Origin of the sequence: Micromonospora sp. DH14, from assembly GCF_029809455.1 — a bacterium.
Taxonomy (GTDB): Bacteria; Actinomycetota; Actinomycetes; order Mycobacteriales; family Micromonosporaceae; genus Micromonospora; species Micromonospora parva.
The window spans coordinates 171,558-186,067 of record NZ_JARVKT010000005.1 but is presented as its reverse complement, the minus strand read 5'-3'; the positions used below and the strand labels follow the sequence as shown (position 1 = coordinate 186,067).

Annotated in this window: 12 protein-coding genes; 6 read left to right on the top strand and 6 right to left on the bottom strand. The window is 73.3% G+C overall.

From position 1 onward, the window contains the following. Positions 1-35: 35 nt before the first annotated feature. Positions 36-1,133: an iron-containing redox enzyme family protein gene (locus QCZ28_RS09800; RefSeq protein WP_279516284.1), complete on the top strand. Its 1,098-nt coding sequence runs from the start codon at positions 36-38 to the stop codon at positions 1,131-1,133. Between the two features lie 176 nt (positions 1,134-1,309). Here QCZ28_RS09800 and QCZ28_RS09795 read toward each other — a convergent pair whose 3' ends face one another. Beyond that, positions 1,310-1,540 (bottom strand): CDGSH iron-sulfur domain-containing protein, encoded by a 231-nt coding sequence (locus QCZ28_RS09795; RefSeq protein WP_279516283.1) that lies wholly within the window; start codon positions 1,538-1,540, stop codon positions 1,310-1,312. Between the two features lie 145 nt (positions 1,541-1,685). On the opposite strand from QCZ28_RS09795, the gene QCZ28_RS09790 reads away from it, so the two are divergent. After that, positions 1,686-3,128 carry a hypothetical protein gene (locus tag QCZ28_RS09790; protein WP_279516282.1) on the top strand — a complete coding sequence of 481 codons (1,443 nt, stop codon included), beginning with the start codon at positions 1,686-1,688 and terminating at the stop codon, positions 3,126-3,128. A gap of 222 nt (positions 3,129-3,350) precedes the next feature. After that, entirely contained in the window at positions 3,351-4,493 is a 1,143-nt protein-coding gene (locus tag QCZ28_RS09785) for a SigB/SigF/SigG family RNA polymerase sigma factor (RefSeq protein WP_279516281.1), read from the top strand. A gap of 81 nt (positions 4,494-4,574) precedes the next feature. Here the strand turns inward: QCZ28_RS09785 and ctaD are convergent, their stop codons facing one another. The 5 genes from ctaD to QCZ28_RS09760 form a co-directional block, all read right to left on the bottom strand. Further along, the gene (gene ctaD, locus QCZ28_RS09780) at positions 4,575-6,566 is read right to left on the bottom strand and encodes a cytochrome c oxidase subunit I (protein WP_279516280.1); all 1,992 of its coding nucleotides are present in this window, start codon (positions 6,564-6,566) and stop codon (positions 4,575-4,577) included. Positions 6,567-6,691: 125 nt separating this feature from the next. Next, complete coding sequence (locus QCZ28_RS09775; RefSeq protein ID WP_279516279.1) at positions 6,692-7,420, bottom strand: ATP-binding protein; 729 nt, start codon at positions 7,418-7,420, stop codon at positions 6,692-6,694. Between the two features lie 130 nt (positions 7,421-7,550). Continuing rightward, complete coding sequence (locus tag QCZ28_RS09770) at positions 7,551-7,994, bottom strand: DUF4383 domain-containing protein (RefSeq protein WP_279516398.1); 444 nt, start codon at positions 7,992-7,994, stop codon at positions 7,551-7,553. Positions 7,995-8,106: 112 nt separating this feature from the next. Then, positions 8,107-9,246, bottom strand: coding sequence for a glycosyltransferase (locus tag QCZ28_RS09765; RefSeq protein ID WP_279516397.1), 1,140 nt, complete (start codon positions 9,244-9,246; stop codon positions 8,107-8,109). A gap of 80 nt (positions 9,247-9,326) precedes the next feature. Then, positions 9,327-10,307: a glucosyl-3-phosphoglycerate synthase gene (locus QCZ28_RS09760; protein WP_279516396.1), complete on the bottom strand. Its 981-nt coding sequence runs from the start codon at positions 10,305-10,307 to the stop codon at positions 9,327-9,329. A 227-nt stretch (positions 10,308-10,534) separates the two neighbouring features. Here QCZ28_RS09760 and QCZ28_RS09755 point away from each other — a divergent pair, with 227 nt between their 5' ends. The 3 genes from QCZ28_RS09755 to QCZ28_RS09745 are packed head-to-tail and all read left to right on the top strand — an operon-like array spanning position 10,535 to position 14,487. Further along, complete coding sequence (locus tag QCZ28_RS09755) at positions 10,535-11,545, top strand: Gfo/Idh/MocA family oxidoreductase (protein ID WP_279516278.1); 1,011 nt, start codon at positions 10,535-10,537, stop codon at positions 11,543-11,545. Next, positions 11,538-12,626: a zinc-binding alcohol dehydrogenase gene (locus tag QCZ28_RS09750; protein ID WP_279516277.1), complete on the top strand. Its 1,089-nt coding sequence runs from the start codon at positions 11,538-11,540 to the stop codon at positions 12,624-12,626. Before QCZ28_RS09755 ends, QCZ28_RS09750 begins: the two co-directional genes overlap by 8 nt. 55 nt (positions 12,627-12,681) lie before the next feature. Further along, positions 12,682-14,487 (top strand): ABC transporter ATP-binding protein, encoded by a 1,806-nt coding sequence (locus QCZ28_RS09745; protein WP_279516276.1) that lies wholly within the window; start codon positions 12,682-12,684, stop codon positions 14,485-14,487. Positions 14,488-14,510: the final 23 nt, after the last annotated feature.

Here is a 14,510-nt window from a genome sequence, read left to right as displayed (position 1 = left end):
GGCATCAGTAGCGGCCCGACGACGCTGGAGGTCCGATGTCCGTACCCGCCGACCGCCGCTACGGTCCCGCGACCCTGCCGAGGGCGCGGGGCCCGCTCTCCACGGCGGTCATCGAGGCGCTGCGGCGTCCGCCGCACGACCTGCCGACCGATCTCGGCGTCGGCCTCGACGCGGCGGACCCGATCGTCGACGAGGACCTTCAGCTGACGCTGTTCCTCTGCTACGAACTGCACTACCGGGGTTGGCTCGGGGTGGACGAGTCGTGGGAGTGGCAGCCGACACTGTTGGCGTTGCGGGCCCGCTGCGAACGGGTCTTCGAGGCGGCGCTGCGCCGGCTGGTCGGGGCGCCGTCGGTGCCCGCCGCCGGGGTGGCGGCCGGCCTGACCGAGCTGGTCGCGGCCGACGACGGCCCGGCGCTCGCCGCCTGGCTGCAACGACGCGCCGACCTCGCCCAGTTCCGCGAGTTCGTCGCCCACCGCTCCGTCTACCACCTGCGCGAGGCGGACCCGCACAGTTGGGCGCTGCCCCGCCTCGGCGGTCCGGCCAAGGCCGCGCTCGTGGAGATCCAGACCGACGAGTACGGCAACGGGCGGCTGGACCTGATGCACGCCGAGCTGTTCCGGCGTACCCTCGACCGGCTGGGCCTGGACACCGGTTACGGCGCCCACGTCGACGTGGTGCCGGCGGTGACGTTGGCGACCAACAACGTGATGTCGCTGTTCGGGCTGCACCGACGGTTGCGCGGCGCGCTGCTCGGGCACCTGGCCGCGTTCGAGATGACCTCCTCGCTGCCCAACCGCCGCTACGGCAACGGGCTGCGCCGGCTCGGCTTCGACGAGGTGGCCACCCGCTTCTACGACGAGCATGTCGAGGCCGACGCGGTGCACGAGCAGATCGCCGCGCACGACATGTGCGGTGGCCTGGTCCGCCTGGAGCCGGCCCTCGCCTGCGACGTGCTCTTCGGCGCGGCGGCCGGGCTGGCGGTGGACCGGCTGTTCGCCGCGCACCTGCTGGGCAGTTGGGCCGCCGACCGCAGTTCGCTGCGGACACCAGCCCCGCCGGACCTGCCGCCCACGGTGTCGCTCGTCGCGTTGCCCGCGGTGGCCCCGCCGTCTCCGCCCGCGCTCGTCTGATCCACACCGCCGGCTGTCGGGGTGGGGCCTGCCGCGCGGAATCCGTCCTTTGCTCTGCACCCGCCCGCGCACCACGCACGCTGCGTAACTGGCGCGTGGGCGAGTGCAGAGCAAAGGCGGCGTGACTCTGGTGTGGCTCGTCCGTGCGCCTGCGCGGCGTGACGCGACGACGTGGATCAGCGCTCGCGGGTGGTGCCCGCCCGGAAGTTGATCGCCTTGTGGGTGCCGTCGCAGAACGGCTTGAGCGCCGACTTGCCGCACCGGCACAGTGCCACCGTGCCGCGCCGCGCGTCGATGCGCTCGCCGTCAGGGGTGACCAGCGCGAAGTCGCCACGGACCAGCAGCGGTCCGTCCTCGTACGGGGTGATCGTGGCGGCGGCGGGCTCGCTGGTGTCGTCGGTGCGCATGGCCCCGGAAGTGCCCGCCCTGACCCTGCCGAAACCCGCGCGACCGAACGCCGGTGATGACCGGGGCACCCCGCTGACCAGCGGAATGTGCCGCCGGGTGGGTGATGCCCCGTTTGAACCCCATCGGGACGGGAAGCCGGGCCGCGTGGTGAGCGAACGAGGCAAGGTGGGGCCGGTGCACAAGGTGCACAAGGGGCTCACGGCCGATGGCGCCGGTCTCGCCGGCGACCGGGTCGTGGCAGCGGGCAGTTGCGCCCGGGTGCTGGTCGCCGCCACCGCGCGGGCGCTGCGCGGGGTCGACTGCGCCGACCTCGGGCACACCGGGCCGACGTCGCGCTTCCCCGGCGCCCCCGAACCGGTACGCCGCGCGGCCGCCACCCGCGCCGCCGGCCGGGTCGCGCTGACCGTGGCCCAGACCGACGAGGTGGATGCCGCCCGGGTGGCCCGCTGGTTCGTCGACCAGTACCCCCGGCGGCGCTACCCCGGGGTGCTGATCGGCTCCCCGCACGGCGCGGTGGCGCACCTCGCGGTGGCTCTCGGCGTGCCGTGGCTGCCCGCGGGCTTCGAGATGACGGTGCACTGGTCCGAGGGTGGGGTGGACCGCCCGGCGGACGCCGCGGAGCACGGCGCGGCACTCGCCACCCGGTTGCTGGCCGGCAACGCCGACCTGCACCTGCGTCAGGTGCACTGCCCGGCCAGCCGTGGCGCGCTGACCGGGGCGACCGTGTCGCTGACCGCCGCGTGGCGGGCCCTACCGGCCGCGTACGCGACGTTTCTGGCCGACCGGTTGATGCCGGGTGCGCCGGTGCTGCTCGTCCGCGACGCGCGCACCTGGCCGGCGCTGGAGCGCGCCCCGGGGCACAGCTTCCAGGTCGGCTGCCCGGGCAGCGGGCTGGACCCGGTGGACTTCCACCCGGACAGCCACGCCCTGCGGCAGGTGCTGCGCTCCGTCGGCGGCGACGCGACCCGGTGGGAGCCACCGGAGGTGTCCGTACCGTCGGCGGACGCTGAGCACGGCGTCGACCCGGGCTTCGAGCTGGCCGCGCGGGACTGGACCGCCCAGCACCAGCACCCGCTGCACCGGGTGCTGGTGCCCCGGCCGGCGGCGCTGAGCGCGGGCGTGGCCGACCTGTACCGGCGGTGGCTGCGGCGCGCCGGCAAGACCGGTGACCGGTTGGTGGTGGAGTGCGGCCGGCTGCTCGACCCGTGGCAGGTGGTGCGGGCGGGGCTGGTGCCGTACTGGTGCGAGAACGCCACCCGCCGCAGCGTCGACGAGGCCGAGTGGTGGTTGGCCGGCAGCGAGGCGTTCAGCTCGGTGGACGTGCTGCCCGAGCCGCCCGGGGTGCGCTCGCCCGCGCTGGCCGGGCTGCCGCAGTGGCTGGCCGTCGCCGGGTTCGGCCGGCGGCGTCGGGCGTTGGACCGCACCACCGCCCGGGGCTACCCGGTCACCTCGGTGCCCACCCGCCGGGCCACCGAGGTGCTGCGGGCCCAGCCGTACGACCTGCCCGCGCCGCCCCCTCTGGGGGTCGCCGAGGCGTTGGCAGTGCTCCGCGACAGCGGCGGCCACCAGGGGTTGTTGGTCTCCTGAGACGGAGGACGCCGAAACATCCTCGCGAACCCGGGGTCCCGTGATTGAGTACCTACGGAGCGGGAACATCGCTGGCTGCGACGGCCTGATTGCGCCGCGTAGAGGCGGTGTCGCCCGCTGGCATCCCAGTCACTGACCCACTTTCCGGCCCGGTGCGTGGCTCGACCACGCGCACGACCGGTTTCCCGATCCGGGCGGGGGACCTTCCTGAGGGAGGCGCGGATGTTCGGACAGACGAGCACGACCACGACCACACCACCACCCACCGATCGAGGTCTGGAGGATCTCGACGCGGCGGCGATGGCGTACGCGGCCCGGATCGCCGGGCTGCCGCCGGAGCGGCGGGGGGAGGCTCGGGACGACCTGGTGCGCTTCGCGCTGCCGTTCGCCGGGCGGTTGGCCCGCCGCTACCGGGGGCGCGGAGAGCCGCTGGAAGACCTGGAGCAGGTGGCCCGGCTGGGGCTGGTCAACGCCGTCGACCGCTATGACCCGGAACGGGGCTCGTTCACCGCGTACGCCGCGATCACCATCGTGGGCGAGATCAAACGGCACTTCCGGGACCGCACCTGGGGCGTGCACGTGCCCCGCCGGCTGCGGGACCTGATCCTCGAGGTGGGGCAGGCCACCGCCGCGCTCACCAGTGAGCTGTCCCGAGCCCCGTCGGTGGCCGAGCTGTCGGCCCGGCTGGAGACCCCGGAGGAGGAGATCCTCGCCGCCCTGGAGTCGGCGGCCGGGTACAGTCCGGCCTCCCTCAACGCCCCGGTGGGTGGGGAGAGCTCCGCCGAGTTCGGCGACCTGGTCGGCGAGTCGGACAACGCGTTGGAGTCGGTCGACGACCGGGTGACGGTGAGCGGCCTGCTGCACCGACTGCCCTGGCGGGAACGGCGGATCCTCGCGATGCGCTTCTACGGCAACCAGACCCAGGCGGAGATCGCCGCCCGGTTCGGCATCTCGCAGATGCACGTGTCCCGGCTGCTGTCGCGGGCGCTCACCTGGCTGCGCCAGGCGATGCTCGCCGACGCGCCGCCGCCGTGGCAGAACGGCGCCGCCGAACCCGACCCGGGCAAGACCCGGATCTCGGTCAAGCAGAACGGCGACTCGGTGGTCGTCGAGGTGGGCGGCGAGATCGACCGCGACGGCGCGGACCAGTTGCGTCGGGCCATGCTGGAGGCGGTCACCGGTCAGCCCAGCGAGGTGGTCGTCGACCTGGTCGGCGCGGGCGGCTTCGACGCCGGTGGGATCGCCGCGCTGATGGCCGGGCGCGACGCTGCGGAGCGGACCGGGGTGCCGCTGCGGCTGACCCGGGTCCAGCCCGCGGTACGCCGGTCGCTCACCGCCGCCGGCCTGGCGCCGGCCCGGGACTGACCACACCGCACCAGGTACCCGCACAGGCGGAGGGCCGACACCCGGCTGGGTGTCGGCCCTCCCTGTTCGCGTACCCCCCGGTCAGTGCTCTTCGGGGGTGCCGTCGCTGTGCGGGTGCCGCCAGCGCTCGTGCGGCTTCGGCGCGTCCTCGGCGTCCTGCGGCGGGTCGCTCTGCTCGAAGCTCGGCCGGCGGACGCCCTCGGGCTCCGGCACGTCCACCGGCCGCGCGCCGGAGCGCGGCGCCGGCTGGTATTCGACGGCTTCGCGAGCGCCGTGCGCGCCCTCGGCGGCCGGCGACTCCGGGACGTGGTGTTCCAACCGCAGCTCCTCGGCGAAGTGCTGTGGCGGTTTCGTGGTGCGTTGCGGCAGGTCGCGGCCCAGATCGGCGACGAGCGGACCGTACTTCAGGTCGAAGGCGGGGCGCTCGGAGCGGATCCGGGGCATCCGGTCGAAGTTGCGCAGCGGCGGCGGGCAACTGGTGGCCCATTCCAGGGAGTTGCCGAAGCCCCACGGGTCGTCCACCGTCACCATCGCCCCGTACCGCCAGGACTTCCAGGCGTTGTAGATGAAGAAGAGGGTGGACAGGCCGAGGATGAACGAGAAGATGGTGGAGATCGTGTTCAGGGTGGTGAATCCGTCGGTCGGCAGGTAGTCGGCGTACCGGCGCGGCATGCCTTCGTTGCCCAGCCAGTGGTGCACCAGGAAGGTGCCGTGGAAGCCGATGAACATGGTCCAGAAATGCGCCTTGCCGAGTCGTTCGTCGAGCAGCCGCCCGGTCATCTTCGGCCACCAGAAGTAGTAGCCGGCGAAGAGGGCGAAGACCACGGTGCCGAACACCACGTAGTGGAAGTGCGCCACCACGAAGTAGCTGTCGTGGGTGTGCCAGTCGACCGGCGGGCTGGCCAGCAGCACCCCGGTGAGCCCGCCGAGCAGGAAGGTGACCAGGAAGCCGATGGCGAACAGCATCGGTGTCTCGAAGGTGAGCTGCCCCTTCCACATGGTGCCGATCCAGTTGAAGAACTTCACACCGGTCGGCACCGCGATCAGGTAACTCAGAATGCTGAAGAACGGCAGCAGCACCTGGCCGGTGGCGAACATGTGGTGCGCCCACACCGTCATCGACAGCACGGTGATCGCGATGGTGGCCAGCACGATCCCGGTGTAGCCGAACAGCGGCTTGCGGGAGAACACCGGAATGATCTCGGTGATGATGCCGAAGAACGGCAACGCGATGATGTAGACCTCGGGGTGGCCGAAGAACCAGAACAGGTGCTGCCAGAGCATCGGGCCGCCGGTGGCCGCGTCGTACACGTGCGCGTTGAGCAACCGGTCGGCGGAGAGCGCCAGCAGCGCGGCGGCCAGCAGCGGGAAGACGAGGATCACCAGCACGCTGGTGAACAGCATGTTCCAGGTGAAGATCGGCATCCGGAACATGGTCATGCCGGGCGCGCGCAGGGTGAGGATCGTGGTGATCAGGTTGACCGCGCCGAGGATGGTGCCGAGCCCGGAGACGACCAGGCCGAGCACCCACATGTTTGCGCCCACCCCGGGGGAGTTCTCGACGCTGCTCAGTGGCGTGTAGGCGGTCCAGCCGAAGTCGGCCGAGCCCTGCGGTGTGATCAGCCCGCCGACCACCATCAGCCCGCCGAACAGGTACAGCCAGTAGGCCAGCGCGTTGAGGCGGGGGAACGACACGTCCGGCGCGCCGATCTGGATCGGCACGATGTAGTTGGCGAAACCGAAGGCCGCCGGGGTGGCGAACAGCAGCAGCATCACCGCGCCGTGCGAGGTGAAGAGCTGGTTGTACTGCTCGGGGGAGAGGAACTGCATCCCGGGGCGGGCCAGTTCGGCCCGCATCACCATCGCCTCCAGACCGGCCAGTACGAAGAAGGCGAAGGAGGTCAGCAGATACAGCAGGCCGATCTGCTTGTGGTCGGTGGTGGCCAGGAACTTGATCAAGGTGTTGCCGGGGATCGGTGTCCGTACCGGCCCCGGGAACCCTCCGAACCGGGCCGGTGCCAGGATCGCCGGGCCCCGATCGCGACCGGGTTCCGTGGTTACCCGCTTGGGCATGGCTGCTCACCCCGTCGTGACGGCAGAAAGGACGGGCGTGCCTACCCGACCCTCGCACCATGTAACCAGGCCAGAGCGCTAAATTCGGTCAGAACGCTGGTACCGGGCGCAAGCGCCTCGAACCGTCAGGTCGCCGGCAGCATCGCCCAGACGGCCTTGCCCTGACCGGCCGGCACGCTGCCCCACCGCTGGGCCAGCTCCCGGACCAGCATCAGCCCGCGCCCGCCCTCGGCGCGCAGGTCCGTGCCGCCCGCCCGCGCCTGGGCGCTGCTGCCGTCCACCACCGCCAGGTGCAGGTACGGTCGGCGCAGGGTCACCGTCACCTGCATGGGCGTGCCGGCGTGCCGGACCACGTTGCCGACCAGCTCGCTGAGCACCAACGCGGCCGGGCCGGACGCGTCGGGCAGGTTCCACCGCGCGCACGCGTCGGTGACCAACTCCCGGGCCCGCCGGCAGGCCTCGGCCACCGGCTCCAGCCGGGCCCGTATCCGCAGCGCGGACGACGCGTCGGCCAACCGGGTCGCCTCCGCACAGTCCGCTGACACCGGGAGCACCCGGCAGGTGCTCGACTCGGCCAGCCACCGCGCCGCCACCGGCGACGGGGCACAGAGCAGCACCGGCACGGCCGGCCACTCCTCGGCCCGCCGGGCGGTCGCGGCGAACACCGACAGCGCCAGCCGGTCCTCGACGGTCACCCCGGCCATGTCGACCACCAGCGCCTCCGGCTGGTCGACGAGCGCGTCGCTGAGCGCCTGATGCACCGAACGCATCGTGCCGAGGTGCAACGGGCCGGTGAGCCGGACGACCGCCACCGGTGCCGTGGTGCGCACCTCGCAGGTGATCCCGCTCGACATCGGCGCCTCAATTCGCTGCTGGGTCGGGATCTGCCAACTACCCGACGCCGTTCCCGGTCAAACCGGACCGACGTCGGAGGCGAGACAGGTCACGCGCCGCAACCGGCCGGTCAGCGACGAGGCCGACCGGTCAGCGAGGCCGACCGGTCAGCGCACCGGACGCGATCATGACCACGCCGAGGCCCAGGTGCAGCCAGCCGTCGGCGTCGTTGACCGGTAGCACGTTCGCCCCGGTGTCCTGGTCCACCACCAGCCCGTAGAGCCAGAGCACCAGGAGCACCGCGCCGCCGCCGATCAGGAACGCCCGGGCACCGGTGACCGTCCGCGCCAGCAGCAGACCCGCCACCCCGAACGCCAGGTGCACCAGGTTGTGCAGCACCGACACCTGGAAGACGCCGAACAGGTACGCGCCGGAACCGTGCCCGGCGAAGCGCAGCGCGTCCATGCCACTGGTGATCCCCGGCACGAACCCGAGCACGCCGATCAGCAGGAACAGCACCCCCACCGTCGCCGCCGCGCGCCGTACCGGCGGTTTACCGTCCGCCGGGTTGGCCCGGGCCCGGGAGTGCGCCATCGGTCCGACCATTCCCGGCTCCTCGTCGCACGGCGGGCATGAGCGCTGCGGGCTACCCGCTGCCGCTACCGACAAACCGGCTGGCCGCGCGCGCCGTGGTTGCTGCCGTCGGTCAGGCCGGCAGCAATCGCGGCGCGCGCGCCGACTGCCGGACCCGCTCGTACAGCTCGACGTAGCGCTGCGCCATCACCGCAGGCGTGAAGCGCTGCGCGGCCACCCGCCGGCACTCGTCCGGGTCGAGCAACTCGGCGGCGAGCAGAAGATCGCCCAACTCCTCCTCGTCGGCGGTGAGCAGCCCGGTGTGACCGTGCTCGATCAGCTCCGGCAGGCAACCCCGGGCCGTCGCCACCACCGGTGTCCCCAGGGCGAGCGACTCGACGACCGCCGTGCCGCCCGGCTCCTCCCACCGCAGCGGGAATAGCGACGCGCGGGCGCTGGCCAGCAGGTCGTCGCGCTCCTGGCCGGCCACGGTGCCGACCCAGCGGACCAGGTCACCGTCGACGTGCGGGGCCACCTCGTCGAGGAAGAACCGCACGTCCGGGTTCTGCCGGGCCTCGTCGCCCGCCGCGGCCAGATCGGCCGGCCGATGGTACGGCCCGACCGGGCCGGCCAGCACCAGCGGAAGACCGACCCGGTGCGCGAGCCGGGCACCCACGTCCTGCCCCTTGCCCGGGTTGATCCGACCCAGGATGAGCAGGTGCTCGCCCTTCTGCGGCCGGGGTCGCCGGTCGGCGTCGACCGCCAGCGGGGTGGACAGGTGCACGTGCCCCACCGAGTGCTCCCGCAGCGCTTGCGGGGCGCGAGCCAGCTGCGACGCGGAGACGCCGTTGACCCGGACCCGGTCGCCACCGTCCAGGCTGCCGTAGAGCGCCGGGTGCTTGGCCAGGTCCCAGTGCAGGGTGTGCAGGGTCGGCGGCCCCGCCGGCCCCATCGCGGCGAGGGTGGCCAGCCCGACCGCCTCGACATGATCGTGCACCAGGTCGATGTCGTCGCGGGAGTGCAGCTCACGGACCACCCCGGCCAGGTGCGCCTGGGCGATCCCACAGACCTGGTTGTACGGCCGTTGCAACGCGGCGAACTGCCCGTCGGCGAAGACCGAGACCTGCTCGTCGACCGGCAGCGTGCTGCTGCCCACCGAGGCGAGCACCACCCGTACGCCGAGCCGCCGCAGCTCCGGCACCAGGGTGGCGATCACGTTCTCGATGCCGCCGTAGCCGGGCGGTGGCACGGACAGCCACGGGCCGGCGTTCATCAGCACGGTGAGGCCCTGCGCGCTCACTGGACCCTGGGCTCGCGACTGCGGGGCTCGCAGGACCGGCTCACTCCTCGCGCTCACGCGGCGGCCACCCGGCGGGGAACCCGGTGGCGCAGTTCGGCCAACGGCGGGCGTTCCTCGATGGACACGTCGCTGACCACGATCTCGCGGTCCAGGTTCGGCAGGGTGTCGGAACCGCCGCGACGGAACTGGGTCAGCAACGCCTCCGGCGCCAACCCGGGGGTGGCCCAGCCGCGCCGTTGCAACCGGGACCAGGCGGTCAGCATGATCTGCGCGGACATCCGACCCAGGGCGGCGGTGTCCTGGTGCCGGTGCTTGCGCTCACCGAGGTCGACCTGCGCCAGCGCGTCCAGGCCGACCAGATCGAGCAGGTCGATCATCATGGCCGTCTCCACCCCGTACCCGGAGACGAACGGCACCTGGGCCAGCACGTCGCGGCGGCCCGCGTACTCGCCCGCGAGGGGCTGCACGAAACCGGACAGCTCCGGCCAGAAGAGGTTGAGCAGCGGACGGGCCATCAACTCGGTCACCCGGCCCCCACCGTCCTGTTCCACGTTGGCGGTGCCCACCAGGGGCCGGTGGTAGAAGCCCTTCACGAAGTCGACCGACGGGTCGGTCAACAGCGGGCCGAGCAGCCCACTGACGAAGTGCGGCCGGAACTCCCGCAGGTCGGCGTCGATGAACGCCACCACGTCCCCCTCGGCGGCGGCCAGCCCGGCCCAGAGCGCGTCGCCCTTGCCGGTGAGCCGGGGCAACCCGCGGGTCATCGCGTCCTGGCTGACCACCTCCGCGCCGGCGGCGCGGGCCACCTGCGCGGTCCGGTCCGTCGAGCGGGAATCCACCACGATCAGCTCGTCGACCAGGGCGACCCGATCCATCAGGTGTTCGCGGATCGTCGACACGATCGCGCCGACGGTGGCCTCCTCGTTGCGCGCCGGCAGCACCACGCTGACCCGGGTCTCACCCTTGGCACGCATCAGCCGACGGGTCGGCCAGTCCGCAGCCGACGTCGTCCGGTACGTGGCCCACGCCTCCACCACCGGTGACACGCTCGATGTCGTATCCCGCACGGGCACCCCTCCATTCGTGCGTGGAAAAACCGAATTTGGTTGTTCCCATTCCGCATCACGCGCTAACCGCTTTCCTGGCAACAGCTTGATCACAGAGGGGACGTCAGCGCGTTCCCGGGGGATGAACGTTTGATTGCGCACACCCCAGGGGACTGCTCCCAGCGCAGCTGAAAAGTCTTCGAAGGGATGTCGGGATGCGGAAATGCCGGGTGGGTCTGGTCGGAGCCGGCGGCGTGGCGCAGCGCCACGCGCGGGTGCTGGCCGGGTTCGACGACGTCGAACTGGTCGGCGTCACCGACGTCGCGCCGGAGGCCGCGTCCGCGCTGGCCGCCCAGCACGACGGGCGGGCCTGCGCCGACGTCGGCGAACTGCTGGCCACCGGCCTGGACGCCGTGTACGTCTGCGTGCCCCCGTTCGCGCACGGCCCCGCCGAGGAGGCGATCATCGAGGCCGGGGTGCCGATGTTCGTGGAGAAGCCCGTCGCTGTCGACCTGGACACCGCCGAGCGGATCGCCGACCTGGTCGCGCGGCGCGGGCTGCGCACCGCCGTCGGTCACCACTGGCGCTACCTGAGCGTGCTCGACCAGGCCCGCGACCTGCTCGCCGACCGCCCGGTGCGGATGGTCAGCGGCACCTGGCTGGACAAGGTGCCCCCGGTGGCGTGGTGGTCGCGGCGGGACCGCTCCGGCGGCCCGGTGGTCGAGCAGGCCGCCCACGTGCTCGACCTGATCCGCGTGCTGGCCGGCGAGGTCACCGAGGTCACCGCGTACGGCAACGGCACACCGCCGCCGGTCGACGGCGCCGACATCGACTCGGTGACCACCGCCGCACTGCGCTTCACCGACGGCGCGGTCGGCACGCTCAGCGCCGCCTGCGTCCTCGGCTGGAAGCACCGCGCCGGCCTGGAGATCCTCGCCGACGGGCTGGCCCTCGCGATCACCGAGGACGGGCTGTCGATCCGCGACGCCGACGGCGAGCGACACCTCCCCGCCGACCCGGAAGCCGCCCGGGTGGCGGTGGACCGCGCCTTCGTCGACGCCGTCCGCGGCATCGGCGACGACGTGCGCGTCCCGTACGCCGAGGCCCTCGCGACCCAACGTCTGGCCCTCGCGGTGGCCGACTCGGCCCGTACCGGCACGACCGTGCGGCTCGCCACCGCGACCGCGCCGACGGTGCTCGCCAGCGGGGTGACCGTCGATGCGTGACAAGGTCGTGGTGGTCACCGGTCCCGGCCAGGTCGATCTGGTCGAACAGGACGCCGCGCCGCTGCGTCCCGGCGCGTTCCGGGTCGAGACGCTGTTCAGCGGTGTCTCCGCCGGCACCGAGCTGAGCTACGTCAAGGGCACGAACCCCTACCTGAACGTCACCTGGAACGCCGACCTGGGGCTGTTCCAGCCGGGCCCGGCCAGCACCCCCTACCCGGTGACGCGACTGGGCTACATGCAGGTCGGCCGGGTGGTGGAGAGCGAAACCCCGGCCGTCGCGGTGGGCACTGTCGGTGCCATGACGTACGGGCACCGCACCGGTTGGCTGGCCGACCCGGTCGCCGAACGGTTCGTGGCGCTGCCCGACGACCTGGACCCACTGCTCGGCGTGTACGTCGCGCACATGGGCCCGATCTGCGCCAACGGTCTGCTGCACGCCGCCGCCGACCTGCACGGCACCGACGTCCGGGCTCTCGGCGACGGGGTACGCGGCCGACGGGTCGCCGTCATCGGCGCCGGTGTCGTGGGATTGCTGACGGCGTTGTTCGCCCGGCGCAACGGCGCCGCGTCGGTGGTGGTGCTCGACCCGACCCCGCACCGCCGTCAGGTCGCCGAGGCCCTCGGCCTGGAAACCCTCGACCCGGACGCGGACGACCCGGCGGTCGTGCTCAAGACCCGGTGGGCGCACACCGCAGGCGACCGGGGCGCCGACGTGGTGTTCCAGTGCCGGGGGCAGGCGTGGGCGTTGCACCTCGCCCTGCGCCTGCTGCGCCCCCAGGGCACGGTGATCGACCTCGCCTTCTACCAGGGCGGCGCGGACGCGGTGCGCCTCGGTGAGGAGTTTCACCACAACGGGTTGTCGCTGCGCTGCGCCCAGATCGGCCGGGTGCCACGCGGGCTCGCACCCACCTGGGACCGCGAACGGCTCTCCGCCGAGACCATCGACCTGCTCCGGGCGTACGGCGACACGATCCGCAAGCACCTCGTCTCGGCGGTGGTGCCGTTCGACGAGGCCCCCGCCCTCCTCACCGACCTGGCCGACCGTCGCCGCCAGGAACTCCAGGTGGTGCTCGCCACCTGACCCGCCGGGCCGGAGCGCGCCCGCCGTGGTGACACGGCGGACTACCGTTCCCGCCATGAGCACCTCGACGCACCGGCCGGCCGGCGGCACCGCGACAGACCGGCCGGGCGGCGGGGCCGCCGCTGGTCGGCCGGTCGGCCTGGGCGCGCTGCTGCCGTACCTGCGGGAGCACCGCGGCACCCTGGTCGTGGTGGGCGCCCTGTCGCTGGCCGGCGCGGCGGCGTCGCTGGCGCAGCCGCTGCTCACCCGGTCCGTGCTCGACCGGATCGGCGCCGAGCAGGGGGTGTCCGAGCTGGTGGCGGTGCTGGTGGCCCTCGTGGTGCTCGCCGCGGCGATCGGCGGGCTGCGCGACTACCTGCTGCAACGCACCGCCGAAGGGCTGGTGCTGGGCACCCGGCGCCGGCTGGCCGGTCACCTGCTGCGGCTGCCCATCGCCGAGTACGACCGCCGGCGCACCGGCGACCTGCTCTCCCGGGTCGGCTCGGACACCACGCTGCTGCGCGCCGTCGTCACCTCCGGGCTCTTCGAGACGGTCACCGGGGCGGTGACGGTGGTCGGCGCCGGCACGGCCATGGTGCTGCTCGACCCGCTGCTGTTCGGCGTCACACTGCTCGGGGTGGTGCTGGGGCTGGCCTTCGCCGCCACCTTCGCCCGCCGGGTCCGGGCGCTGGCCCGGACCGCCCAGGAGCGGATCGGTGAGATGACCTCGGCGGTGGAACGGGCCATCTCGGCGGCGCGGACCATCCGGGCCAGCCGCGCCGAGACCCGGGAGACGCAGACCGTCACCGGCAGCGCCCGGGAGGCGTACACGGCGGGGCTGCGGGTGGCCCGGGTGCAGGCGCTGGTCGGCCCGATCGGCTCGGTCACCGTGCAGGGCGCGTTTCTGCTGGTGCTCGGCATCGGAGGGGCGCGGGTCGCCGCCGGGGCGATCTCCGTCGGTGACCTGGTCGCGTTCGTCATGTACCTGTTCCTGCTCGCGCTGCCGCTGGGCCAGGTGCTGCGGGCGTACACCCAGTTGCAGTCCGGCCTGGGCGCCCTGCAGCGGATCGAGGAGATCCTCGCCGTGCCCGCCGAGGGCGCGGGCGACCGGCCGGCGCCCGCCACCGCGACGGCGACCCCGCGCCGCCCGACCCCGATGATCGAGTTCGACCGGGTGGGCTTCGGCTACCCGGGTGGCGAGACGGTGCTGCACGAGGTCACCTTCGCGGTGCCCGCCGGCACCCGGACCGCCCTGGTCGGCCCCTCCGGCGCCGGGAAGTCCACCCTGCTGGCCCTGGTCGAGCGGTTCTACGAGGTCAGCGCCGGTGCGATCCGACTCGACGGCACCGACGTGCGGGACCTGCCCCGCGACGCGCTGCGGGCCCGGCTCGGCTACGTCGAGCAGGAGGCCCCCGTGCTGGCCGGCACGTTGCGGGAGAACCTGCTGATCACCACCCCGGACGCCGCCGACGACCGGCTGCGCGAGGTCCTCGACGCTGTCAACCTGGGCCACCTGGCGCAGCGCACCCCGCAGGGCCTCGACGTGCAGGTGGGGGAGGGCGGCGTCCTGCTCTCCGGGGGTGAACGGCAGCGACTGGCCATCGCCCGCGCGCTGCTCGCCGGCCCGCCGGTGCTGCTGCTGGACGAGCCGACCAGCAACCTCGACTCCCGCAACGAGGTCGCGCTGCGCCGCGCCATCGACGCGGTGGCCGTCCGCCGGACGCTGTTGATCGTGGCGCACCGGCTCGCCACGGTGGTCGACGCCGACCAGATCGTCGTCCTCGACGGCGGCCGGGTGGTGGCCGTCGGCACCCACGCCGAACTGACCGCCACCGACCCGCTGTACCGGGAGCTCGCCAGCCACCAGCTGCTGGTCGGCTGACTCCGCCCCGGTGGCGCCGACTT

Coding starts and splice junctions, on each gene's coding strand:
- QCZ28_RS09785 (WP_279516281.1), top strand. CDS start 3,351: ATGTTCGGACAGACGAGCACGACCACGACCACACCACCACCCACCGAT.
- QCZ28_RS09765 (WP_279516397.1), bottom strand. CDS start 9,246: ATGAACGCCGGCCCGTGGCTGTCCGTGCCACCGCCCGGCTACGGCGGC.
- QCZ28_RS09775 (WP_279516279.1), bottom strand. CDS start 7,420: ATGTCGAGCGGGATCACCTGCGAGGTGCGCACCACGGCACCGGTGGCG.
- QCZ28_RS09750 (WP_279516277.1), top strand. CDS start 11,538: ATGCGTGACAAGGTCGTGGTGGTCACCGGTCCCGGCCAGGTCGATCTG.
- QCZ28_RS09800 (WP_279516284.1), top strand. CDS start 36: ATGTCCGTACCCGCCGACCGCCGCTACGGTCCCGCGACCCTGCCGAGG.
- QCZ28_RS09755 (WP_279516278.1), top strand. CDS start 10,535: ATGCGGAAATGCCGGGTGGGTCTGGTCGGAGCCGGCGGCGTGGCGCAG.
- ctaD (WP_279516280.1), bottom strand. CDS start 6,566: ATGCCCAAGCGGGTAACCACGGAACCCGGTCGCGATCGGGGCCCGGCG.
- QCZ28_RS09795 (WP_279516283.1), bottom strand. CDS start 1,540: ATGCGCACCGACGACACCAGCGAGCCCGCCGCCGCCACGATCACCCCG.
- QCZ28_RS09745 (WP_279516276.1), top strand. CDS start 12,682: ATGAGCACCTCGACGCACCGGCCGGCCGGCGGCACCGCGACAGACCGG.
- QCZ28_RS09770 (WP_279516398.1), bottom strand. CDS start 7,994: ATGGCGCACTCCCGGGCCCGGGCCAACCCGGCGGACGGTAAACCGCCG.